Annotated in this window: 22 protein-coding genes and 1 CRISPR repeat array; of the genes, 10 read left to right on the top strand and 12 right to left on the bottom strand. The window is 64.4% G+C overall.

Features of this window, described 5'->3' with window-relative positions:
* Positions 1–18: 18 nt before the first annotated feature.
* Positions 19–2,310, bottom strand: a complete 2,292-nt coding sequence (locus DV704_RS00705; RefSeq protein ID WP_114797636.1) for a 3-hydroxyacyl-CoA dehydrogenase/enoyl-CoA hydratase family protein — start codon at positions 2,308–2,310, stop codon at positions 19–21.
* 114 nt (positions 2,311–2,424) lie between these two features.
* Here DV704_RS00705 and DV704_RS00700 point away from each other — a divergent pair, with 114 nt between their 5' ends.
* The gene (locus DV704_RS00700; protein WP_114797635.1) at positions 2,425–3,072 is read left to right on the top strand and encodes a riboflavin synthase; all 648 of its coding nucleotides are present in this window, start codon (positions 2,425–2,427) and stop codon (positions 3,070–3,072) included.
* Here the strand turns inward: DV704_RS00700 and DV704_RS00695 are convergent.
* Complete coding sequence (locus DV704_RS00695; protein WP_114797634.1) at positions 3,016–3,582, bottom strand: NUDIX domain-containing protein; 567 nt, start codon at positions 3,580–3,582, stop codon at positions 3,016–3,018. The two genes, DV704_RS00700 and DV704_RS00695, sit on opposite strands and share 57 nt — an antisense overlap.
* Before the next feature lie 29 nt (positions 3,583–3,611).
* Between DV704_RS00695 and rsmI the strand changes: the two genes are divergently transcribed.
* Both rsmI and pfkA read left to right on the top strand, forming a co-directional pair.
* Entirely contained in the window at positions 3,612–4,418 is an 807-nt protein-coding gene (rsmI, locus tag DV704_RS00690) for a 16S rRNA (cytidine(1402)-2'-O)-methyltransferase (RefSeq protein ID WP_114797633.1), read from the top strand.
* Positions 4,419–4,473: 55 nt separating this feature from the next.
* On the top strand, positions 4,474–5,442 hold the full coding sequence (gene pfkA / locus DV704_RS00685) for a 6-phosphofructokinase (protein WP_114797632.1): 969 nt from the start codon (positions 4,474–4,476) through the stop codon (positions 5,440–5,442).
* On the opposite strand, the gene DV704_RS00680 is transcribed toward pfkA, so the two are convergent.
* From DV704_RS00680 to DV704_RS12110, 4 genes are all read right to left on the bottom strand, one after another.
* Entirely contained in the window at positions 5,439–6,560 is a 1,122-nt protein-coding gene (locus DV704_RS00680; RefSeq protein WP_114797631.1) for an MFS transporter, read from the bottom strand. The two genes, pfkA and DV704_RS00680, sit on opposite strands and share 4 nt — an antisense overlap.
* Positions 6,557–7,054 carry a cupin domain-containing protein gene (locus DV704_RS00675; RefSeq protein WP_114797630.1) on the bottom strand — a complete coding sequence of 166 codons (498 nt, stop codon included), beginning with the start codon at positions 7,052–7,054 and terminating at the stop codon, positions 6,557–6,559. Before DV704_RS00675 ends, DV704_RS00680 begins: the two co-directional genes overlap by 4 nt.
* A gap of 3 nt (positions 7,055–7,057) precedes the next feature.
* Complete coding sequence (locus tag DV704_RS00670) at positions 7,058–7,567, bottom strand: metal-binding protein (RefSeq protein WP_114797629.1); 510 nt, start codon at positions 7,565–7,567, stop codon at positions 7,058–7,060.
* A gap of 369 nt (positions 7,568–7,936) precedes the next feature.
* Positions 7,937–8,497: a CRISPR direct-repeat array (repeat unit 35 nt; unit sequence GTTGCAATCCCCTTGCGGGGCTATTTGTTTGCAAC).
* Between the two features lie 65 nt (positions 8,498–8,562).
* Complete coding sequence (locus tag DV704_RS12110; RefSeq protein ID WP_147279579.1) at positions 8,563–9,033, bottom strand: hypothetical protein; 471 nt, start codon at positions 9,031–9,033, stop codon at positions 8,563–8,565.
* Between the two features lie 31 nt (positions 9,034–9,064).
* Between DV704_RS12110 and DV704_RS00665 the strand changes: the two genes are divergently transcribed.
* Both DV704_RS00665 and DV704_RS00660 read left to right on the top strand, forming a co-directional pair.
* A complete protein-coding gene (locus DV704_RS00665; protein WP_199489911.1) occupies positions 9,065–9,628 on the top strand; it encodes a TetR/AcrR family transcriptional regulator in 564 nt (187 codons plus the stop codon).
* Positions 9,625–10,119, top strand: coding sequence for a CarD family transcriptional regulator (locus DV704_RS00660; protein WP_114797627.1), 495 nt, complete (start codon positions 9,625–9,627; stop codon positions 10,117–10,119). The genes DV704_RS00665 and DV704_RS00660 overlap by 4 nt, the downstream gene beginning before the upstream one ends.
* Before the next feature lie 38 nt (positions 10,120–10,157).
* On the opposite strand, the gene rbsK is transcribed toward DV704_RS00660, so the two are convergent.
* Positions 10,158–11,075: a ribokinase gene (gene rbsK / locus DV704_RS00655; protein ID WP_114797626.1), complete on the bottom strand. Its 918-nt coding sequence runs from the start codon at positions 11,073–11,075 to the stop codon at positions 10,158–10,160.
* Positions 11,076–11,134: 59 nt separating this feature from the next.
* Between rbsK and DV704_RS00650 the strand changes: the two genes are divergently transcribed.
* Positions 11,135–12,070: a carbohydrate kinase gene (locus tag DV704_RS00650; protein WP_114797625.1), complete on the top strand. Its 936-nt coding sequence runs from the start codon at positions 11,135–11,137 to the stop codon at positions 12,068–12,070.
* On the opposite strand, the gene DV704_RS00645 is transcribed toward DV704_RS00650, so the two are convergent.
* The gene (locus DV704_RS00645; protein WP_114797624.1) at positions 12,051–13,100 is read right to left on the bottom strand and encodes a [LysW]-lysine hydrolase; all 1,050 of its coding nucleotides are present in this window, start codon (positions 13,098–13,100) and stop codon (positions 12,051–12,053) included. The genes DV704_RS00650 and DV704_RS00645 overlap by 20 nt on opposite strands.
* 123 nt (positions 13,101–13,223) lie before the next feature.
* On the opposite strand from DV704_RS00645, the gene DV704_RS00640 reads away from it, so the two are divergent.
* Positions 13,224–13,463 (top strand): ferredoxin, encoded by a 240-nt coding sequence (locus tag DV704_RS00640; protein WP_114797992.1) that lies wholly within the window; start codon positions 13,224–13,226, stop codon positions 13,461–13,463.
* Positions 13,464–13,489: 26 nt separating this feature from the next.
* Here DV704_RS00640 and DV704_RS00635 read toward each other — a convergent pair whose 3' ends face one another.
* Together DV704_RS00635 and DV704_RS00630 are read right to left on the bottom strand one after the other, a co-directional pair.
* Entirely contained in the window at positions 13,490–14,446 is a 957-nt protein-coding gene (locus tag DV704_RS00635; RefSeq protein ID WP_114797623.1) for a branched-chain amino acid transaminase, read from the bottom strand.
* A gap of 60 nt (positions 14,447–14,506) precedes the next feature.
* The gene (locus DV704_RS00630) at positions 14,507–15,307 is read right to left on the bottom strand and encodes a DUF721 domain-containing protein (RefSeq protein WP_114797991.1); all 801 of its coding nucleotides are present in this window, start codon (positions 15,305–15,307) and stop codon (positions 14,507–14,509) included.
* Positions 15,308–15,536: 229 nt separating this feature from the next.
* Between DV704_RS00630 and DV704_RS00625 the strand changes: the two genes are divergently transcribed.
* Genes DV704_RS00625 through DV704_RS00615 form a run of 3 tightly spaced genes read left to right on the top strand, consistent with a single transcriptional unit; the run spans position 15,537 to position 18,849 of the window.
* Positions 15,537–17,033 (top strand): ABC transporter substrate-binding protein, encoded by a 1,497-nt coding sequence (locus tag DV704_RS00625; protein WP_114797622.1) that lies wholly within the window; start codon positions 15,537–15,539, stop codon positions 17,031–17,033.
* A gap of 48 nt (positions 17,034–17,081) precedes the next feature.
* Positions 17,082–18,029, top strand: coding sequence for an ABC transporter permease (locus DV704_RS00620; RefSeq protein WP_114797621.1), 948 nt, complete (start codon positions 17,082–17,084; stop codon positions 18,027–18,029).
* Complete coding sequence (locus DV704_RS00615) at positions 18,022–18,849, top strand: ABC transporter permease (protein ID WP_114797620.1); 828 nt, start codon at positions 18,022–18,024, stop codon at positions 18,847–18,849. Before DV704_RS00620 ends, DV704_RS00615 begins: the two co-directional genes overlap by 8 nt.
* 2 nt (positions 18,850–18,851) lie before the next feature.
* On the opposite strand, the gene DV704_RS00610 is transcribed toward DV704_RS00615, so the two are convergent.
* On the bottom strand, positions 18,852–19,646 hold the full coding sequence (locus tag DV704_RS00610) for a carbohydrate ABC transporter permease (RefSeq protein ID WP_114797619.1): 795 nt from the start codon (positions 19,644–19,646) through the stop codon (positions 18,852–18,854).
* 9 nt (positions 19,647–19,655) lie between these two features.
* Positions 19,656–20,489 carry a carbohydrate ABC transporter permease gene (locus DV704_RS00605; protein WP_114797618.1) on the bottom strand — a complete coding sequence of 278 codons (834 nt, stop codon included), beginning with the start codon at positions 20,487–20,489 and terminating at the stop codon, positions 19,656–19,658.
* Between the last annotated feature and the right edge of the window lie 321 nt (positions 20,490–20,810).

Raw genomic sequence — 20,810 nt, 5'->3', positions numbered from 1 at the left:
CCAAGGGCAGGGCCATGGCTAGTTCCGCAGGGGCTTCCCGGTCTTGAGGGTGTGGGCGATGCGCTCCTGGGTCTTCCGGGTCCCCAAAAGCTTCAAGAAGCCCTCGCGCTCCAGATCGAGAATATCCTGCTCGCTCACCTCGCGCGGTGGGCCGTCCCCCCCGCAGAGCACATAGGCCACCTGGTTGCCGATGTACACGTCGTGCTCGCTGGCCTGGCGGGCTTCGTGGAACTGCCAGAGGGCGTAGCGCAAATTGCCCAGGGCCTGGTTGCCCAAAGCCCGAATCCTCCTTGGAGGAGGCGGCACGTAGTCCGGGGCCATGAAGAGCACCCGCCGCTTGGCATCGGCAATCAGGCGGTCGCGGTTCATGCTGATGCCGTCCCCCTGGCGCAAAAAGCCCATGTTGCGGGCCTCCAGGGCGCTGGTGGAGGTCTGGGCCAGCATGATCATCTGAAAAGCCCGCCGGACCCCCTCGAAGAGGTCGATCTCGGGGCCGTAGGCCGATAGCTCCTGGGTAAAGCGGAAAAGCAGCTCCTTGGTACCCCCTCCAGCCGGCAAAAGCCCCACCCCCGTCTCGACCAAACCCATGTAGAGCTCGGCGTGGGCCTGAATGGCGCTGGCGTGCATGCTGAACTCGGCCCCCCCGCCCAGGGTGAGGCCGAAGGGCGCGGCCACTATGGGGAAGGGTGCGCGGGAGAGGCGCATAGAGGTCTGCTGGAAGCGGCGTGTGGCGAGCTCGAGGTCGTCCCAGGCCCCCTCCTGGGCGGCCATCAAGACCAGGGCCAGGTTGGCCCCTGCCGAGAAGGTGCGGGGGTCTTCGTGCCCAATCACCAGGCCCGCGTAGCCGTTGCTCTCCACCCAGTCCAGCGCCTTGTGCAAGCCCGAGATGGAGCCCTCGCCCCAGGTGCCCATTTTGGCCCGGTTCTCAAAGAGGGCCACCCCATCCCCGAGGTCCAAAAGCGCGTACTCCTTGCCCTCCAGGAGGGTCTTGCCCGCGCTCTTCAGCGGGGCCAGGCGGATGACCCCCTCCTCCGCCGGGATGGGGTGGTACTGCCCATCGAAGCCCAGGTACTGCCCATCCTTGTAGAAGCTGCCCTGGGCCTTCTTGAGCAGCTCGGGCTCCTCCAGGCCCAGCTCGGCGAAGCCCTGGCGCAAATAGTCCAGGCCCACCGCGTCCATGTTTTTGAAAGGCCCCTGCTCCCAGGCAAACCCCCACTCCAGCGCCCGGTCAATCGAGACGATGTCGTAGGCAATCTCCTGGGCTTTGGAGAGGGCGTAGTGGGCGGTGGTGAGGAAGAGCTTCCTGGCAAAAGCCCCGTACTTGCCGGGCAGCTCGCCCACCCGCCGCAAGCGCTCGGCCAAAGGCAGGTCCTTGATGGCCGCAATTTCATCCAGCCTGAGCTTCTGCTGCGGCCTGTACTCACCGGTGGTGTAGTCGTAGGTGTAAATGTCCTTCCCCACCTTCTTGTAAAAGCCTGCCCCGGTCTTCTCGCCCAGATGCCCCCGGGCAATCAGGTCCTCTACCCAGGCAGGCAGGGCGAAGTCCTCCCCGGTGGTCTCGGCAAGCTCGCTGGAGACCAGCTTCAAAACGTCCAGGCCGGAGATATCGCCGGTGCGGAAGGTGGCCGACTTGGGCCTTCCCACCAAGGGCCCGGTCAGGGCGTCCACCTCGTCGATGGTGAGCCCTTCCTCCATCATGAGCCGCATGGCCTGGCTCATCCCGTAGACCCCCAGCCGGTTGGCAATGAAGCCAGGGGCATCCTTGCAGATGACCGTCCCCTTGCCCAGGATGCGCTCGCCGAAAGCGCGCATGGCCGCCAGCACCTGGGGGTCGGTCTCGGGGGTGGGGATGAGCTCTAAAAGGTGCAGGTAGCGCACCGGGGCGAAGAAGTGGGTGCCCAAGAAGCGCCTGCGAAAGGCCTCACCGCGCCCCTCCAGCAGGGTTTTCATGGGGATGCCCGAGGTGTTGGAGCTGACGATGGCCTGGGTGCCCAGGGCCTCAATCCGGGCAAACAGCGCCTGCTTGGGCTCGGGCTTCTCGATGATCACCTCCACAATCCAGTCGCAGTCCTTGAGCTTCTCCAGCTCTTCGGTGGTACCCAGCTCGATCAGGGCTGCCCGGCTTTTGTCCATGAAGCTGGCAGGCTTACTCTTGAGCTGGCGGTCCAGGCCTTTTTTGACCAGCTCGAGCCGGTCCTCTTTACCCGGCAGGTCCAGCAGCACCACCGGCACGCCCGCTGAAGCGCACAGCGCCGCGATGGCTCCGCCCATGGTCCCCGAACCCACGACACCTACCTTCTTGATTCGCATTGGGCCTCCTTTGGCATTTTTATACCGAGTCAAAGTTTATAACGCAACCGCCCGGGCGTCTAGCACTGTGCCCCCGTCCAACCAAAACACAGCGGTGGCTGCTAAGCTGGGGGCGTGTTTACGGGCATTGTGGAGCAGACCGGGCAGATACGCCAGGCCAGAACCCAGAGCGGAAACCGAGAACTCTACATCGCCCCCCAGCAAATGTGGGACGACCTGGGGGTAGGCGAGAGCATCGCGGTGAGCGGGGTCTGCCTGACCGTGGTGGCCTTTGACAGGGTGGGCTTCACGGTCCAGCTCTCGCAGGAGACCCTGGCTAAAACCGCCCCCTACTGGCAGGAGGGGGCCTGGGTAAACCTGGAGCGCGCCCTGGCGGCCAACGGCCGGCTGGGCGGGCACCTGGTGACCGGCCACGTGGACGGGGTGGGGCGGGTGCTCCGGGTAGAGCCCGAGGACGGGCGCTACGTGGTCTGGCTGGAGGCCCCGCCTCATCTAGCCCGCTACCTGGTGCCCAAGGGCAGCGTGGCGGTGGATGGGGTGAGCCTTACGGTGGTGGACGTGGGGGGCCCGGCCGGAAGCCGCCCCGAGCTGCCCTCCACCCACTTCAGCCTCTGGCTCATCCCCCACACCCTGGCGGTGACCACCCTGGGTAACTGGCAGCCCGGGCGCCTGGTCAACCTCGAGGCCGACATCCTGGCCAAGTACCTAGAGCGGCTGGTTCGCCTCGAGCCAGTCGAGCAAAAGGCGGGACCAACCCTCTAGACAGCCCCGCACCGAGAAAAGCTCGGGGAGCCCCACCAAGCGGCCCTCGAGCTTGTCCACCTCCCGCACCCTGGGCTCGACCCCGGCCTCCACCACAAACGCCACGCCGGCGTGCACCCGGCTCACCGGGGTATCGGACATCACAATCAGGCCCACCGGCCGGGCCTGGTAGCGCCCCACCCCCACCTCTTCCCAAAGCTCCCGCCGCAGCCCCTCCGCCAGGGGGTCGTCCCCGTCCCCCGGGTTGATGTGGCCGCCCACCCCCAGGGTGTACTGGCCGCGCAGGCGGCTCTCGCCGCCCCCTTTGCGCCGCATCAGGAGGTAGCGCCCCCGATAGCGCACCAGGGCATAGGGGATGAGCTGGCGGTAGCGGGGGTCCTCCTCGGCCAGGTCCCGCACCAGGAAAAACCCCTCGCGCCGCAGCCGCTCCAAAAGGGTGGCCTGCAAGGGAATGAGCCTGTTTTCTGCTGGGGGAAAGGCCCAGGCCGGAAGGACGTAGACCTGCTCCACAGGGCCCACGATACCACTAGACTGGAAGCGTGCGCCTGGTGCTGGTCCCCACCCCCATCGGCAACCTCGAGGACATCACCCTGCGGGCCATTCGCGAGCTCAAAGAGGCTGAGGTGGTGGCCTGCGAGGATACCCGGCGCACCGGGGTTCTGCTGAAGCACCTGGGGATTTCCAAGCCGCTTCTGCGGCTCGACCAGCACACCATAGGCCAGGCCCGAAAGCTCCTGCAGGGCTATGGGCGGGTGGCCTATGTGACCGATGCCGGCACCCCGGGCATCTCCGACCCGGGGGCCGAGCTGGTGGCTTTGGCTCTGCAGGAAGGCTGGCAGCTCGAGGTGCTCCCCGGTCCTACTGCCCTGATTCCGGCCCTGGTGGCCTCGGGTCTCCCCACCGCACGCTTTGCTTTCGAGGGGTTTCTGCCGCAAAAGCGCAGCGAGCGCGAAGCGCGGCTGAAGCAGGTGGCCGAGGGGCGCACCGTGGTGCTCTACGAGGCACCCCACCGCCTGCGGGCCACGCTGGAAGACCTGGTGCAGTTCTACGGGCCCGAGCACCCTGTGGCCGTGGCCCGGGAGCTCTCCAAGGCCCACGAGGAGGTCTGGCGGGGCACCCTGGCCGGCGCGCTGGCCCACTTCCAAGCTCCCCGAGGGGAGTTCGTGCTGGTGCTGGGGCCCAAGGCGCCTACCCCCCAGGTCCCTCTGGAAGCTGAGCCGCTGGTGGGGGCTTTGCGAAAGAAGGGGCTCGAGGGCAAAGCGCTGGTCAGGGCCCTGGTGGAGGCTGGCATCCCCCGCAACCAGGCCTACGCCCTGGCCCACCAAAAAACCGAAGCCAACCGGTAAACTTTTAGGCGGCTTTTGGCCTGCGGCCTTCACGCTTTGCCACGCGGGGTTTTCCATGAAGCGAATCGCAGTCTTCACCAGTGGGGGCGACGCCCCAGGCATGAACGCAGCCATCCGGGCTGTGGTGCGCAACGGGGTGGCCCACGGCCTCGAGGTCATCGGCATCCGCAACGGCTACCAGGGCATGATCGAGGGCGACCTGGTGCCCCTGGGTCCGCGCGACGTGGCCAACACCCTGCAGCGCGGGGGCACCATCCTGCTCACGGCCCGTAGCAAAGAGTTCATGACCCCCGAGGGGCGGGCCAAGGCGGCGGCCAACCTCAAGAAGGCCCGCATCGATGGGCTGATTGCCATCGGAGGCAACGGCACCTACGCCGGGGCGGCCAAGCTCATCGAAGAGCACCAGATTCCGGTGGTGGGCGCCCCCGGGACCATCGACAACGACCTTTACGGCACCGACTACACCATCGGCTTCGACACCGCGGTGAACACCGCGCTGGAGGCCATCGACCGCATCCGCGACACCGCCGCCAGCCACTCCCGGGTCTTCTTCATCGAGGTAATGGGCCGCCACGCCGGGTTCATCGCGCTCGAGGTGGGCATCGCCGGTGGGGCCGAGGTCGTCGTAATCCCCGAAATTCCCACCGATGCCAAAACCTGTGCAGAGGTCATCAACCAGTCGGCGGCCAAGGGCAAGCGCTCCTCCATCGTGGTGGTGGCCGAGGGGGGCTATCCCGGAGGAGCAGAGCAGCTCGAGAAGGACGTGCGCCAGTACTCCGGCTTCGAGGGAAGGGTCTCGGTGCTGGGGCACATCCAGCGCGGCGGCAGCCCCACCGCCAAAGACCGGGTGCTGGCCAGCCGGCTGGGGGCTGCGGCGGTGGAGGCCCTTCTCATGGGGGCCAGCGGGGTGGCAGTGGGCGAGGTCAACAGCGAAATCCGCCTCACCCCCTTCAAGGAGGCCATCGAGCAGCGCAAGGAAATCGACCGCAAAAAGTTCGAGCTGGCCAAGGTGCTGGCGCTCTAGCGGCGCAGCAGCCCAGCCAGCGCAACAATCACGAGGGCCAGCCCGGCCACCAGCGAAAGCGAAAACCTAAGCGAGGTGAACTCGGCCACCAGCCCAATCAAAGGTGGGCCGGTGAGAAAACCCAGATACCCCAGGGTGGCCACCGCGGCCAGGGCCACCCCGGGCTCCACCCCGGGTACCCGCCCTGCCGCGCTGAAGGCCAGGGGAAAAAGGGTGCAGTAGCCCAGCCCCACCAGCCCAAAGCCCAGGAGGGCCAGGCCCGGGCGGTTGGCCAGCAGCACCACCCCAAAGCCCAGGGCTGCCAGCCCCCCCCCACACCGCGCTAGAAAAACAGGCCCCAAGCGCTGGACGAGAGCATCCCCGCTGAGGCGGCCCACCACCATGGCCAGAGAAAAGGCCGAGAAGGCCAGGGCCGCCACCGCCTCGCTGGCTTCGAGAACCTGCTTCATGTACACCGCCCCCCAGTCCCCTACCGCCCCCTCACCCATCCCGGTGCAAAAGGCGATGATACCCAGCCCCAAGAGCACCCCCCGGGGCCATACGAAGCGCGGTCCCTGCCGGCTGGGAGGAGCTTCCAGAAGATGGCGCAGCCCCCAGAGCAGACCCAATGCCGAAAAAAGCGCCACGAGCGAGAAAAAGGGTAGGGGCCCCAGGCCCAGGGCCGCCGCCGCGCCCCCAAGAGCTGCCCCCACCACCCCCCCCAGGCTGAAGAAGGCGTGGAAACCGGACATGAGGGGCCGGGCCAGCCGCCGCTCGGCCTCCACGGCCTGGGCGTTCATGGAGACATCCATGGCCGCGTTGACGTAGCCAAAGGCAAACAAGGCCAGGGCCAGCCACCCCTCGCTGGGCGCCAGGGCCAGCGGGGGCAGGGCCAGGCAACTGGCCAACGAAGCAGCCGCCAGCACGGGCCGGCTGCCCAGGCGGGCGATGAGGCTGCCCGTAAGCGGCATGGCCAGCACCAGGCCCAAAGGAGCAGCCCAGAGGATGAGCCCCAGCTCGCCGGTACCAAGGCCCAGCGCCTGCTTGATGGCCGGGATGCGGGAAACCCAGGCGGCCACCAGCAAACCACACACGAAGAAGTTCAGGTAGATGGCCACACGGGGCCAGAGGAGGCTCATCGGGTCAGCCTTTCGATAAGGGCCCGGTGCTGGGGAAACTGGCGCAGCAACGCCTCGCGCTCGGCCAGCTCAAAGTCGACGAAGTCGAAGCCTGGGGCCACGGTGCAGCCCACCAGAGCGAAGCTTTGGGGATGCTCGAGACTGGCCGCAAACCAGCAGCCAGCCGGCACCACCCTCACAGGCTGCTCCCCCCGGGCAGGGTCGCGGCCCAGGCGCAGGACCTGCAAGGCCCCAGCAGGGTCGATCAGCCAGAGGATGAGGGGGCTTCCGTCGTAGAAGTGCCATATCTCGTCGCTTTTTAAGCGATGGAAGGCGGAGAAGTCGGGGTGTTCAAGCAGATAGTAAATAGCGGTGGAAAAGGCCCTATCCCCCCCGTAGCGCGAAGGAAGGTGTTCAGCCTCCACGCTCTCTGCCGAGCGGTATATCTCGCGGTAGTAGCCCCCCTCGGGGTGGGGAAGGAGTCCTAGCTGTTCGATCCAAAAGCGCGCGTCCATGGCTTAGCGCCGGCGGGACCGAAGCGACCTTACATCAGGCCAGATGCCATCGGCCAACAGGTGCAGCCACTGGGAAACGTAGTACCCGAGCACTAAAGCCCAGACCACCTCGGGGGGTGGAGGGGAAAACCGGGCTTCTAGGACCGGGTGCAAGCCCAGGTAGCGAACCAGCACCAGGCCCAACCAGCCCAGTACCAGCCCCACTCCGCCCAGGTAGAGGAGCCGCGTGAGGGGGCCCACCAACCAGGTGTGGGAAAGCCCCCGGTGGGTAAAGAGCCACCCATAGGGCACCCAGAGCCAGCCCAACCAGCCCCAACGGCGCTTGGAGCGCACCTGTCGCTCAGCCAGGTCGAGGTCGGGGGTAATCAGGAAGGTTCCCACCAAATAGCTCCCCACAAAGGCCACCGCTATCGGCTCCGGTATGGCGAGCGTCTCCCGATAAAGCCAGTAAACCCCGGCGGCCAACCCTAGCACGCTCAGATTGATAGCTTCATGCACTCGGCCCGACGGCATAGGCACAGTTTACCCGTTGCAGAAGGCGCGTTCTCTACACTCCCACAGGCCTCCCACCACACCGTGGGGGCATGGGAGTCAGGCCAGTGGGCTGGGCACACCGGTAGTCTCGCTGCCCGCCGAACTGCCGGATGAAAAGCCTATTTGGAGTACAGCTCGAGGGGTCTTTGGGTGGCAATGTGGGTTTGCTACGCCCCATGCAGAGGGCTTTTGGGTTGGAGCGTCGGGGTTGATGGTCTCCCGACCGGCTTCCCAGAGGTTGCCCCGTCCTGCAGGGCCGGGGCCTACTCTGGTGGGTTCCTCGAACCAAACTTGCTTATATGGCCTGATTGCCAACCCAGGCAGACTGTTCAGTGGGGTTTTCGTATGGCTGCAACCCCCTTGCGGGGCTATTTGTTTGCAACTGGCGTAAAGCGGTGCGTTTTAGGAGGTGTCATGAAGGTGTTGCAATCCCCTTGCGGGGCTATTTGTTTGCAACAGGTATATAGGAAAAAAGTGATAAGGCTTATACATGAGCCCTGGTTGCAATCCCCTTGCGGGGCTATTTGTTTGCAACATTCTCAAGCGCCTAGAGAAGACCGGCCGGGTAGAGGGTTGCAATCCCCTTGCGGGGCTATTTGTTTGCAACCAGGGCCGCCGTGGCCGCCATAATCCGCATCAATGGGCTGGGTTGCAATCCCCTTGCGGGGCTATTTGTTTGCAACACGCCCAAAACGTAGTCGTCGTCGTTGATGAGGCGTACCTCGTTGCAATCCCCTTGCGGGGCTATTTGTTTGCAACGCTATCCGGACCTTCTCCTGGGGATCCAGATCATCCCACCGTTGCAATCCCCTTGCGGGGCTATTTGTTTGCAACACGGCGCCGAGGATACCGTGGACATCCGTGTGACTGTCAAGTTGCAATCCCCTTGCGGGGCTATTTGTTTGCAACAGCATACCCCGTTAAATGCCGTCCTGTACAGCACCCCCAGAGGGGGGTTTTATGAGAGCTGCTGGTTATCCACAGGCAACCTGTGGATAACTCCAAAAAAAGCGCGGTTTTTTACGATGGATGCTTACAAAGTCGCGCTTTTGGATTTTTCGTATCCCCATATTTCGATAAGAATCGAAAAAACTCATTTTCAAGGAACCCGCCGGACAGGCCCGGCGACTACAGTATAGCACTTTGCGCAAAACATAATGGTTCACTCTAAAAAAGCGCTTCCATGGCCTTTGGAACGGCATCTTCGGGGCATTTTTCAGAAAAGCGCGTGCCTTTGCCATCGCATTTTTGACCCATGAAAGCGGGGTAACGTTGGGCGTAACGGCCGCCTCTCGGGACCGTGGTGGCTGGGAGCTTTTTAAATTCAACCCAAAAAGAAAAAACAATCCCCGGTGCAGCATATCGACAAAAAATTTGCCAAATAAAGCACTTACCGCTCCTTCAGAAGCCCTTTCCTTGCCTAAAAAAGAGCCAATCTCATCCACAAAGCCAGCCCTTCTGTTAGACTCTATACCCGTGACCGTGGAGGCTCGGACTGCCCCCAAGCGCGAAGCCATCCTCGAGGCAACCATCCGAGTCCTAAGGGATCGAGGGCTCTCGGGGCTGAAGATCGAGGAGGTGGCTAGGGAAGCCGAGGTAGGCAAGGGCACGGTCTACCTTTACTTCCGCGACAAGCAGGACCTCCTCAGGGCGCTTGTGGAGCACCACACCTTCGCCTACTACCGCAAGGTAGAAGCGGTGGTGCAGCGGGAAGCCCCTTTTCGCGAGCGGCTGGCCGAGGTCCTGCGGCTGCGGGTGGACTGGATCGAGGAGTGGCGGGGGCTTTGGGCCGCAGTGGCCCGGGAAGCCCGTCCGCTCGATACCACCGGCTGGCTTAGGGGAATGCATGAACATTATCAGCGGCTTCTTGAGCAGCTTGTCAGGGATGGCCAGGCCCAAGGCCAGGTGCGGCCGGAGCTGGACGTGAGCCTCACCGCGGCCAGCATCGCAGCCCTAGCCTGCGCTCCGCAGCTCGAGTTTCCACGGGACGCGTACCTCGAGCATCTGCTCGAGGTGCTTTTGAAAGGAGTGGCGTTGTGAGCGAGTACCGTCCAGGAGACAAGGTTGTTTTGCCGCCGTATGGTGTGGGCGTGGTGGCGGGTATAGCCCAACGTTCAGTAGCTGGCTCGGACAGGTCCTACTATCAAGTTGACTTTCCTGGGACGCGTTCCAAAGCCTACGTTCCTGTGGAATCCCCCCAAAGCACCCGCCTGCGCCGGGCCCTTTCACCGGAACAGGTGAGCGAAATCCTAACCCTCCTGCGGGAAGGGCGCCTGCCCTTGCCGCGCCAATGGGCGGCCCGCCACCGCAAAACCACCGAAATCCTGGCCGAGGGCGACCCGTTCCGCATTGCCACGCTGGCCGGCCAGCTCCGGGCCTGGGAGCTGGAAAAAGGCCTGCCCGACCTCGACAGGCAAGCCCTTCGCCGGGCACTGCACCTTCTAGCCGAGGAAATCTCCCAGGTTCTGGAGATTAGCCTGGAGGAAGCCCGCCGGATGTTCGAGGAAGCGGCGGGCGAGAGCCTCAACTAAACTGAACAAGACCCCAACAAGCCCCCTCTGGGGGCTTTTTACACTTGCCCGAGCCGGGCCAGCACATCGTCCCGGCAGGGCAGCGCGGGCTGGGCCCCCACCCGGGTGGTGGCCAGGGCCCCGGCCACCGCCCCCCAGCGCACCGCTTCGGGTAGAGCTTGCCCCTCGAGGAGGGCCACCGCCAAAGCCCCGATGAAGGCATCCCCTGCCCCGGTATTGTCCACGCTGGCCACACGCAAAGCGGGCTGGTAGCCCGAGCCCTGGGAGCCTGCCCAGACTGCTCCCTGCTCCCCTAGGGTGACCACCACCGCAGGCACTCTTTGCGCCAGATGCCGGGCCAGCTCCAAAGCCTGCTCCACCGAGGCGGGCGCCACCCCAGTCAGGCCCTGGGCCTCGTTCTCGTTCAGCACCAGCAGGTCCACTTGTTCAAAGAGCTTCTCGGGCAGCTTCTGGACCGGAGCTGCGTTCAAAATGACCGTGGCCCCAGCCTGGCGCCCCAGCTCGGCGGCCCGGCGGACCGTGTCCAGGGGGATCTCGAGCTGCAAAACCACCACCCTCGCGTCCTCGAACTCGGCGGGGGTCAGGTTCTCGGGGCGCAGCCGATGGTTGGCCCCCGGCGAGACGATGATGGTGTTCTCCCCGTTCTCGTCCACCGCAATGAAGGCCACCCCCGTGGGGGCTGGGATGGGCAGCACGGCATGCACGTTGATGCACTCGCGCTTGAGCGCATTGCGAAGCTGCTGGCCGAACTCGTCCTGGCCCACCCGCCCAATCATCCGAACCTTGGCCTTGGCCGGGCGCCCCAGCATCCTCGAGGCGGCCACGGCCTGGTTGGCCCCCTTGCCCCCGAAATGGGTCTCATAGTCCGAGCCCAAAAGGGTCTCCCCTGCCCTGGGGTGCCGCTTGACCCGCACCACCAGGTCCATGTTGAGGCTGCCCACCACCACAATACCCATGAGCTATAGCTTAACCGACCCCTACCCCCACAAAGCCCCGGCCAGCTTAAACTGCAGGCATGCTAATCGTTGCGGGAGAAGCCCTGATTGACCTGACCCCAACGGCCCACCCGGAGGGCACGGCCTACATCCCCCGGCCTGGGGGTTCCCCCTACAACGTGGCCTTGGGAGCGAGCCGCCTGGGCACCCCGGTGGCCTTTCTGGGCCGGGTCTCCCAGGATGCCTTCGGGCAGCTATTGAAGCGCCACCTGGCCGCCAGCGGGGTACGCCTCGACTACCTGAAGGAGGGCCCCGAGCTCACCACCCTGGCCCTGGTCACCCCCTCTGAGGGCGGCGAGTTCTTCTCCTTTTATTGCGAGAACACCGCCGACCGCCTGCTCAGACCCCAGGACCTCCCCCCAGACCTTCCCCCCAACGCCGCGCTGCACCTCGGGTCTTACTCGCTGGTGCTCGAGCCCTCGGCCTCCACCCTGGAACAGCTCATGGCGCGCGAGGCCCGCCAACGCCTCATCTCGCTCGACCCCAACGTGCGCCCATTCCTCATCCCCGACAAACAGGCCTATCTGGAACGGCTTGCACGCTGGCTAAAGCAGGTGGACCTGGTCAAGGTCAGCCAGGCCGACCTGGCCTGGCTCTACCCCGGCCAAGCGCCCGAAGACCTCGCCCAGGCGTGGCTGGAACAAGGCCCTGCCCTGGTGGTGGTCACCCAGGGCAGGGAGGGGGCTTTCGCCGTTGGCCGGTGGGGAACCCTGCGGACCCAGGCCCCCCTGGTCCAGGTAGTGGACACCGTGGGGGCAGGGGATGCCTTCATGGCGGGCGTGCTGAGCTGGCTCTGGGCGCAAGGAATCTGGTCGCGGGGAGGGTTGGCGGCCCTGGATGCTGGGGCCGTAGGAGAGCTATTGCGCTTCGCCGCCCGTGTGGCGGCCCTGACCTGCACCCGGGCGGGGGCTAACCCCCCCTGGCGCGAGGAGCTCTCTAGCCTGCCAGGCGAATAAGGGCTGCCCGCAAGGCCTCAATGGCCTTCAAAAACTCGGGAATCTCCAGGTGCTCCACGGGGGTGTGGTCGAGGGTGGAGTCCCCCGGCCCGTAGGCCACCATTGGTACCCTCCAGTAGGGGGCCACCACGTTCATGTCGGAAGTGCCGGTCTTGTACTTGAAGACCGGCTCCCCCCCCGCCTGACGTATGCCCACCCGCAGGGCCCGGGTCAGGGGGGTATCTTTGGGCCCCACGTAGGGCACCTCCCGCCCGGAGAAATCCAGGTCAAGGGTGGGCGGCGCATAGGCGGTGAGGTGCCGGATGGCCTCCTCCACCGAGAGCCGGGGGGGCAGACGCAGGTCGAACCTCATCTCGGCAAACTGACGGTTGTCCGGGTTCTCGATGCGAAAGTCCCGCAGGCTGTACTGCACCTGGTGGAAGGGCCCCTGGCCCACATTCATGGCCTCGGCCCAGGCCTTGATGCTCACGAAGTAGCTGATGAGCTCCTCAGCCGCGTTGGGTTCGTGGTGGGCAGAGTGAAAGTTGTCCTTCTCCCGCCGCACCCGCACCAAAAGGCGCCCTTTGTAGCCCAGGGTAATGCCCTGCCAGCCCGAGGGCTCCCCGATGATTACGAAATCGGGCCTGAGCTTGTCCACCACGTACCGCGCCCCCTTGGAGCTGGGCACCTCCTCCTCGGTGGCCCCCACCAGGTGCACGGTCATCCGCCCAAGCACCTCCTCGGGCAGGGCAGCCGCGGCCAGCACGAAGGTCACGAAAGGGCCCTTGGCATCCACCGAGCCCCGCCCAAAGAGCTTGTCCCCCACCAGCCGCACCGGAATCTCCCCCGGCACGGTGTCGATGTGCCCCAGGAGCACCACCTGCAGCGGCCCATTCCCAATCTGGCCGCGGGCGTTGTCGGCCTCGTCCACCCAGGCGCGGGGGTACCCCATCCGCCGCATTCCCTCGACCAGGTACTCGGCCACCGCCCGCTCCTGCCCGGAAACCGAGGGAATCTCCAGCGCGCCGCGCAAGAACTCTACCGCTTCCATGCTGCCCAAGGCGCCTCCCAGCGCCCCAGTATAGGGCACCCATTGACTTTTCCCAGATTCCCCTAGAATAGGTAGCTAGCTTGTCGGTCTCGAGCAAGCAAAACCCCTTTGTTGGAGGAACCCATGCCCCACGTGATCACCGAACCCTGCATCGGCACCAAGGACAAGTCCTGCGTAGAGGTCTGCCCGGTCGAGTGCATCTACGACGGCGGGGACCAGTTCTACATCCACCCCGATGAGTGCATCGACTGCGGCGCCTGCGTGCCGGCCTGCCCGGTCTCGGCCATCTACCCCGAGGAGGACGTCCCCGAGCAGTGGCGCGAATACATCGCTAAGAACCGCAGGCTAGCCGGGCTGGAATAGGGGGCAGAGGCTGCCCAAGGCAGCCTCTACACGTAGGTAAGCCAGGCTTCGTACCTGGGGTTTTTGCCCTGCACCACGTCCATGTAAGCGGCGCGAAGCCGCATGGTGTGCTCCCCTGCCTGGCCGTTCCCGATGGGCCGCTGGTCGAGGTAGGAGATGGGGGTCACCTCGGCAGCGGTGCCCACCATGAAGGCCTCGTCGGCCATGTAAAGCTGATCCCGGGTGGCCCGCACCTCGCGCACTTCGTAGCCCAGGTCGCGGGCCAAGGTGATGATGGTGTCGCGGGTGATGCCCATCAGGTTGACCGAGTGCTCGATAGCGTAAAGCACCCCCCCGCGGAAGAAAAACAGGTTCTCCCCCGAGCCCTCGGCGACAAAACCCTCCTTATCCAGCAAAAGGGCCTCATCCGCTCCAGCCTGCTGGGCCTCCATGCGGGCCAGAGCGCTGTTGACGTAGTTGCCCCCCACCTTGGCCTTGCCGGGCATTACGTTGGCAGGAAAGCGGGCCCAGGAGGAGGTGATGAGCCTGGCCCCCTTCCGCACTGCCTCCTCGCCCAGATAGGTACCCCACTCCCAGGCCGCAATCATCACCTCGGCAGGGTTGTTGGGCAGAGGGTTCACCCCAAGGGTGTGGGCACCCATCCAGGCCAGCGGGCGGATATAACAACTTCTGTAGCCGTTGGCCCGCACCACCTCCTGGATGGCCCGGTTGATCTCCTCGGGGCTGTAGGGAATTTCGAACATCATCACCTTGGCGCTATGAAAAAAGCGCTCGGTGTGCTCAGGTAGGCGGAAGATGGCCGGCCCTTTGGGCGTCTCGTAGGCTCGGATGCCCTCGAAGACGCTGGTGCCGTAGTGCAGGGCATGGGTCAGCACCGAGACCCGCGCCTCCTCTTGGGGCACCAGCTGCCCGTTGAACCAAATGAGCCCGGCCTTTATCTTGCTATCGCCACCTATACGCTTGGGTTTGGTCTCGCTGGACATAGCCTCCTCCAGTTTAGACGGGCAGCGGCAATGATGCCCCCTTACCCTCGAGTGGGCCTATCATATCTCTTTCAAGAGCGATGCCAGCTCCGCAGGCAGTAGATGCCGGTAGGCCTGCACCTCCTGCTGGCCGGTGCAAAGCTGGAGGTAGCGCCGAGCGGTGTCCTGCAGTATGGCGATGAGCTCGGGCTGCCGAATGGCCTGAGGCAGCAGCTCCTTGAGCTGGGCCTCCAGCTTTTTCCGGGCCAGATAGCGGGCCGCTTCCAGAGGTTCCCCCTCGAGCCTGGGCCGCAGGGGAAAACGGGAAAGACGCACGGCCTCGCGCCGCACCACCGGTTCTGCAAGCAGCCGCCGGCAAGCCCTGCAGGGATGAACAGGGCTGGGCGCCCCACACACCGCACAAGGCCCATGGGGGCTGGCCTTGTACCGCCGCAACACCGCCTGCCCGGCCCGCAACAACACCGGCTGCAACTCCACGGGGCTCCCCTTTACCAGCGCCTGCAAACGGGCCTCCTCCTCTGGGGAAAGAGGGGGGAGCGAGGAGGGCTCCGCCTTGGGCTTGGGTCTCTTCCCTCCCCCTACGAAAAAGCGCACCTCCCGGATTACCCCCGGCAGGTGCTCCTGGTAGCGGCGGATAAACTCCTCGCGCAGGTAGGTGAGCTGATGGGCCACCACCGAGTCGGTAACCCGCACGAACAGCACCCCATCCTCCAGGCGCTCGGCTTCGCTCATCTGGCCCAGAGCAGGGCCCGCCACCTGCGGCCACAAAGCGATAGCCCGTCCCCGCTCCACCCCAGCCCGCAGCTCTTTGCGCCCCAAAATGCGGGCTACGAGTTCGGCAGCCGAACGGGCCGAGGGCATCTTCACCAGGGTATCCGATTGAGCCTATGAGCGTCTACCAGAGGCTTTGCAAAAGCTTGGCTTCGTGTTATGTTGCAAGTTACGAGCGATACCGAAAAAAGCCCTGCGCTTGGGCTTTTTTCGGGTGGGGAGGGTGGAGAAAACCCGACCTAAATTTCCGGTGAGGCAATCGCCCACCCGCGCGGCGCGACCAGAAATCGCGATTTTCCCAACACAAGGAGGAAACGGGATGAATCGTTGGTTGCTGATAGGCTTCGCGGTTTTCTTTGGTCTTGGGATGGCCCAGCAGCGCGGAGGTTCCATCACCATCGCCCTCCAAACTGAGCCCGCAGCCTGGGACCCCACCCAAGTGGCCGGGGCGGACATATCCCGGGTGGTCTACGACAACGTGCTGCAGGGTCTGGTCAAGCGCAACCCCAGGGGGGAGATTGTCCCTTCGCTGGCCACACGCTGGAGCGTTTCCGACTCTGGTCTCACCTACACCTTCACCCTGCGCCAGGGGGTGAAGTTCCATGACGGCTCCGACTTCACCGCCCAGGATGTCATCGCCAAGTTCAACCGGGCCAGAAACCCTGACACCCGGGCTTCAGGCCATCTGCGCCCCGACCTATACCGCGACATCACCGAGGTGAGCAGCCCCAACTCCAACACCGTGGTTTTCCGGCTACGCCAGCCCAACAACGACTTCCTGTTCATCCTCTCAAGGCCCGAATCGCTCATAGGACCCCGCCAGCGCCCCCTGGCCGAGCAGCGAGTACAGCCCGTGGGCACCGGGCCCTTCCGCTTTGCCGCCTGGGAGCGGGGGGTAGCCGTTCGGCTGGAGCGCAACCCCAACTACTACATCCAGGGCCTGCCCTACCTGGACCGGGTTAACTTTCGCTTTCTTGGCGATGGGGATGCCCAGCTCGCGGGGCTTCGGGCTGGCGACCTGGACGTAATTGCCTACGCCCTTCTGCCCGAGAACGCCCTCCTTCTCTCGCGCGACCCCAACTTCCGGGTGGTTGCCGGCACAGCCACCGCCGAGGCTGTGGCAGGCTTCAACAACAGCCGCCCCCCTTTCAACGACGTACGGGTGCGCCGGGCCATCACCCTGGCCATCAACAAGGATGAGCTCATCCAAGGGGCCATGCTGGGCTACGGCACCAAAATCGGCTCCATGCGCTCCCCGGGGGAGGCCTGCTACGTGGACCTTTCCAACTTTAACCCCTACAACCCGGAAGAGGCCCGGCGCCTCTTGGCCGAGGCAGGCTTCACCAACCAAAACCCCCTTCGCTTCACCTTCAACCTAGCGGCCGAGTTTCCCTACGAAAGGCGCATTGGGGAAGCCCTGGTGGCCCAGCTCAACCGATTAGGACCGCTGCAGGTCAGCATACAGGTGACCGATTTCAACACCTGGATTCAGCGGGTCTTCACCCAGGCCGACTACGCCATGACCCTCATCGGGCACGTAGAGGCCAACGACATAGGCAACTACGCCAACCCCCGCTACTACTGGCGCTACAACAACCCCCGCTTCCAACAGCTTTTCACCCAGTACCTCAGGGCGCCCAACGCAACCCAGGCCTGCGAGGCCCTGGCCGCAGCCCAGCGTCTCCTAGCCGAGGACGCCGCCAGCGTGTGGGTGATGAGCCTGCCCGCGCTGGGTGCCCACCGGGCCCGGGTGCAGAACTGGCCCCAGGGCTTCCTATCGCCCGGAATTAGCGTGGCCGAGGTCTGGGTGCGCTAACCCCTGCTGGTAGCCGGCAGCCGGGGCCGGCGGCCGGCTCTTTCTACCATGCTCGCCTACAGCGTTCGCCGCCTGGGCTTCGCCCTGGTCACCCTCTGGTTGGCCAGCTCCCTGGTGTTTGCCGCGTTGCTTCTGATTCCGGGCAACCCGGCCCAGGCCATTCTGGGCATCGAGGCTACGCCTGAGGACGTGGCTGCTCTAGAGGCCCGGCTAGGCCTGGACAAGCCCCCGCTAGAGCGATACCTAAGCTGGCTTTCGGGGGTGCTGAGGGGCGATCTGGGCCTCTCCATTCGCTACGAGCAGCCCATCGCCGCGCTCATTCTAAACAGGCTCGGAATTACTCTTCCCATCGTGCTGGTCTCGCTTTTTTTGGCGGTCCTGATCGCGGTGCCGCTTGGGGTCCTGGCCGCGCGACGGGCCGGAAGCTGGGTAGACCTGGCGGTCTCGATGGGCTCGCTTGTGGGCGTTGTGCTGCCCTCGTTCTGGGTGGGGCTGATGTTCATCTATCTTTTCGTCGTCTGGCTCAGGCTGCCCTTGCCCACCAGCTTTCCCGTGGAGGGCTGGGAGAACCCGGGACGCGCCCTGGCATCATTGGTGCTGCCAGTGCTCACGGTGGGGCTGGCCAGCGCCGCATTCCTGGTTCGGCTGGTGCGAGGCAGCGTGCTCGAGGTCCTCTCACAGGACTACGTCCGCACCGCAAGGGCCAAGGGCCTCTCGGAGCGAAGCGTGCTTTACAAGCACGCCCTAAGGAACGCGGCCTTGCCCGTGGCAACGGTGCTGGGCCTCGAGTTCGCCAACCTGCTCATCGCTACAGTGGTGGTGGAAACAGTATTTGGCATTCCAGGCCTGGGCTCCTTATCACTTACCGCCATAAGCGCGCGAGACTATCCGCTTTTGCAGGGTGTGGTGCTGGTAATAGCAGCCTTCATCGTGCTTACAAACCTGGTGGTGGACCTTTTGTATGCACTACTCGACCCCCGTGTGAGCTATGAGTAACCGGAAGTGGCGCAACCTCCCCCTCCCACTCAAAGCCGGGGGGGTTCTGGTGTTGCTGGTTCTTTGCATGGCGCTTCTTAGCGCCCTGAACCCCACCGACCCCAACGCCACCACCCCCAACCGTCTGGCCCCTCCCCTCACCCCAGGGCACCCCTTGGGAACCGATATCTTGGGGCGCGATACCCTGGCCCGCTTACTGGCCGGTGCCCAAAACGCCCTGTATGTGGGCCTGGTGGCCGTAGGGATCGGGCTTTCGCTGGGGGTGGCGCTGGGGGTGTTGGCCGGGTATGTGGGGGGATGGCTCGACCAGGCGCTTTCGGTACTGCTGGAGGCCCTGTATGCCCTGCCCGCTCTTTTGCTGGCCCTCCTGCTGGCCGCTGTCTTCAACCCTGGCGTAACCACCTCCATGGTGGCCATTGGCCTGGCCGCAGTGCCGGCCTTTGCTCGAGTGGCCCGGGCTGGGGTGCTCGCCACCAAAAATCTTCCCTACGTGGAAGCCGCTCGAGCCCTGGGTGCAGGGCACCTGCGAATCGCACTCCGCCACGTGATGCCCAACATAACTGGCCCGCTGGTGGTTCAAGCCAGCCTGGCTTTCGCCCTGGCCATCCTGGCCGAGGCTGCGCTCTCCTACCTGGGCCTGGGCACCCAGCCCCCCGACCCAAGCTGGGGCCGCATGCTGCGGGAGGCCCAGAGCTACCAGGAGCTAACCCCCTACCCCGTCATCTTTCCCGGCCTGGCCATCAGCCTGGCGGTTCTGGGCTTCAACCTTTTGGGCGATGGCCTGAGAGACCACCTAGACCCCAGGAAAAGAGGGCGATGAGCCTATCCCTTGAGCCCTTCCTCAAAGGTTTCCACGATGCGCCGCTCGTATAGCAGGTAAACGATAACCAAAGGCAAAGTAGCGGCCAGGGCCGCAGCCGAAAGAGGCCCCCAGTCGGCAGGATTTTGCCGTTGCAGGTCGGTGATCCAGGTCTGTACGGTTTTGAGCTCCTTGCTACCGGCCACAATTCGGGGATACAACACCAGGTTCCAGTGGGCAGCAAAGGCCAGCACCCCGGCAGCTATAAGCTGGGGCCGCATCAGGGGCAGAAGAATACGGGACAAAAGCACCCGGTGACCCGCGCCGTCTAGCCGGGCCGCTTCCAAAAGCTCCTCGGGTACGGTGCGCATGCCTTGGAAAAGCAGATAGACGATGAAGGGGCTGGCGGCAAAGGGCAGCACCAAAGCCCATAGGGTATCGAGCAAGCGCAGCCCGGCCAAAATGCCGTACAAAGGCACCAGCAGCAGTTCTACGGGGATGGCCAAAAGCAGCAGGAAGAAGGGCAAGAGCGGGACCCCCTCTTTCAGGGCATAGGCAGCCAAGAAGCCGGTGAAAAGCTGGAGCAGGGTAACCCCTCCGGTAAGCAGGGCTGAGAAGAGCAGGCGCCCCCAGAAGCCCTCCCAAAACCCCTCTCGGCCCAATACCTGGAAGTTCTCCAAACTAAAGGCGAGCTGGCTGAAAATTTCCCCGGTGAAGATGAGCTTAGGCGGAATGAAAGCTGCGTAGGCCATCCAGATGAAGGGCAGGGCTACCAGGAAAACCACTACCCCCACGAAGAGATGTCCGAGCCAGCGCATGGGGCCTCCTTATTTTCCCTCTCGCAAGAGCCTTAGCTGGGCCACGGCGAAAAAGAGGGTGAGCAGAAGAATGACCACCGTAAGAGCCGCTGCATACCCCAGCCGGCCCACCTCAAAGCCGGTTTTGTAGAGGTAGTAGCCCAGCACCTCGGTGCCCCCGAAGGGCCCTCCCCGGGTAAGCAGGAAAACCGCCGTATAGGACTGAAGTGAGAGCACCGTCCCAATGACCAGCAGATAGGTAATAGCCGGGCGCAGCAGGGGCAGGATGATGAAGCGAAAGGCCTGGGCCGGCGAGGCTCCGTCCACTGCTGCCGCCTCGAGCAGCGTTTTTGGAATAGCCTTGAGCCGCGCCGAAACCACCAGCACCCCGTAGCCGATGTGCCGCCAAATGGTAAAGAGCATTACCAGCACCAGGGCCCAAAAAGGGCTTTGGTCCCAACGCGGCACCGGCACCACCGAAGCCAATGCCCCATACTCGGGGCTGAAAAGGGTGTACCAGGCCACCGTGGCCCCCCCCAGGGTAACCAGCCCGGGAAGGAAAAGAAGGGCCTTGACGGGGCGCTCATAGGGTTGGCCGTCCAGGGCCACGGCAAGCAGGATAGAGAGCAGAATGAATGGTACGAGGGTCATGACCCCGAAGACCAAAGTGATTTGCAGACTGCGGTAGAAGTCGGGGTCGCGCAGGATATCGCGATAGTTCTGCAGTCCCACTGGCCGGGGTTCCGACAGGCCCGACCAGTCCCAGGTGGAAAAGCGCAGCACATCCAGGAAGGGATAAAGCAGGAATAGTCCCAGAAACCCTACCGCTGGTAGGGCGAACCAGTACGCAGACCTTCGGTGCATGCTAAGCCTTACCCCCTAGGGCAAGCGACACCAGGTTACTATACCGGGACCGGGGCGGGGGTTCGAATCAACATCGAAGGCTGTTTGGCAGGTGTTGGTAGCAGACAAAGGATGTTTTCCAACTGGTTTTAGGCAGTTGCTGCTAGCATAGGGGCAGCACCTGTGTTGCGCGAACCCCAAGCAGGTGCTAAAACCCCAGGGGGTTCGTCGCACTCGGGCGAAAGCTCAAGTGAGGGTTGAAACACAAAGCCTGATAGCAGAAACAAACGGGTTTCTCACCAAAGGTGTGGCAAACTGGGTCCGAGAGTTCGGGAGGAGGAC

The sequence above is a fragment of the Meiothermus sp. QL-1 genome, from assembly GCF_003351145.1.
GTDB lineage: Bacteria > Deinococcota > Deinococci > Deinococcales > Thermaceae > Meiothermus.
The sequence above is the reverse complement of the archived record's forward strand: the minus strand, read 5'-3'. Positions and strand labels throughout refer to the sequence as shown.

Coding starts and splice junctions, on each gene's coding strand:
- DV704_RS00705 (WP_114797636.1), bottom strand. CDS start 2,310: ATGCGAATCAAGAAGGTAGGTGTCGTGGGTTCGGGGACCATGGGCGGA.
- pfkA (WP_114797632.1), top strand. CDS start 4,474: ATGAAGCGAATCGCAGTCTTCACCAGTGGGGGCGACGCCCCAGGCATG.
- DV704_RS00680 (WP_114797631.1), bottom strand. CDS start 6,560: ATGAGCCTCCTCTGGCCCCGTGTGGCCATCTACCTGAACTTCTTCGTG.
- DV704_RS00675 (WP_114797630.1), bottom strand. CDS start 7,054: ATGGACGCGCGCTTTTGGATCGAACAGCTAGGACTCCTTCCCCACCCC.
- DV704_RS00670 (WP_114797629.1), bottom strand. CDS start 7,567: ATGCCGTCGGGCCGAGTGCATGAAGCTATCAATCTGAGCGTGCTAGGG.
- rbsK (WP_114797626.1), bottom strand. CDS start 11,075: ATGGGTATTGTGGTGGTGGGCAGCCTCAACATGGACCTGGTGGTGCGG.
- DV704_RS00650 (WP_114797625.1), top strand. CDS start 11,135: ATGCTAATCGTTGCGGGAGAAGCCCTGATTGACCTGACCCCAACGGCC.
- DV704_RS00645 (WP_114797624.1), bottom strand. CDS start 13,100: ATGGAAGCGGTAGAGTTCTTGCGCGGCGCGCTGGAGATTCCCTCGGTT.
- DV704_RS00640 (WP_114797992.1), top strand. CDS start 13,224: ATGCCCCACGTGATCACCGAACCCTGCATCGGCACCAAGGACAAGTCC.
- DV704_RS00635 (WP_114797623.1), bottom strand. CDS start 14,446: ATGTCCAGCGAGACCAAACCCAAGCGTATAGGTGGCGATAGCAAGATA.
- DV704_RS00630 (WP_114797991.1), bottom strand. CDS start 15,307: ATGCCCTCGGCCCGTTCGGCTGCCGAACTCGTAGCCCGCATTTTGGGG.
- DV704_RS00625 (WP_114797622.1), top strand. CDS start 15,537: ATGAATCGTTGGTTGCTGATAGGCTTCGCGGTTTTCTTTGGTCTTGGG.
- DV704_RS00620 (WP_114797621.1), top strand. CDS start 17,082: ATGCTCGCCTACAGCGTTCGCCGCCTGGGCTTCGCCCTGGTCACCCTC.
- DV704_RS00615 (WP_114797620.1), top strand. CDS start 18,022: ATGAGTAACCGGAAGTGGCGCAACCTCCCCCTCCCACTCAAAGCCGGG.
- DV704_RS00610 (WP_114797619.1), bottom strand. CDS start 19,646: ATGCGCTGGCTCGGACATCTCTTCGTGGGGGTAGTGGTTTTCCTGGTA.
- DV704_RS00605 (WP_114797618.1), bottom strand. CDS start 20,489: ATGCACCGAAGGTCTGCGTACTGGTTCGCCCTACCAGCGGTAGGGTTT.